The sequence below is a fragment of the Zoogloea sp. genome, from assembly GCF_023150065.1.
Lineage (GTDB): Bacteria > Pseudomonadota > Gammaproteobacteria > Burkholderiales > Rhodocyclaceae > Zoogloea.
Genome location: NZ_JAKLLN010000164.1, coordinates 1 through 607, shown reverse-complemented (window position 1 = coordinate 607; position 607 = coordinate 1). Strand labels below are relative to the sequence as shown.

Here is a 607-nt window from a genome sequence, read left to right as displayed (position 1 = left end):
GCCGGCAGTTCCCCGACCTGCGCCTCACCACCAACCTCTCCCCGCGCGATTTCGAACACCCCGACCTGGCCGACACGGTCTCGCGGGTGCTCGGGCGCCACGGCCTGCCCCCGGGCAGCCTCGAACTCGAGGTAAGCGAGAGTCTGCTGTGCAGCGATGTCCAGCACATCGCCCCCTGCCTCCGGGGTCTGCGCGAGCTCGGCGTCGGCATCAGCCTCGACGACTTCGGCACCGGCTATTCGTCCCTCGCCAGCCTGCAGCGCTACGGCATCAGCCGCCTCAAGATCAACCGCAGCTTCGTCAAGGACATCCAGAACACGACCAGCCAGCCGGTCATCAGCGCGATCGCCGGCATCGCCCGGGGTTTCGACATCCGGCTGGCCGCCGAAGGCGTCGAGCGCGGCGAGCAGCGCACGGCCCTCGAAGGCCTGGGCTGCGACGAAATGCAGGGCTTCCTGTTCTCCCGCCCCCTCGACGCCGCTGCCGCCGGCCAGCTGCTCGAAGGCTTCCGCCCCTCCCGCCTCGCCAGCCACGCCTGAACGCCGGGTGTAGCCCGGCTGCCTTCGTCGCGTCGCGAAAGCGTCACACAGGGCGCTTAGATTGCCCC

Annotated in this window: 1 protein-coding gene; it reads left to right on the top strand. The window is 70.0% G+C overall.

Annotated elements, in window-relative coordinates:
* The coding region (locus L6Q67_RS24060) for an EAL domain-containing protein (RefSeq protein ID WP_296576201.1) at positions 1 to 539 on the top strand (539 nt) is incomplete at its 5' end.
* Between the last annotated feature and the right edge of the window lie 68 nt (positions 540 to 607).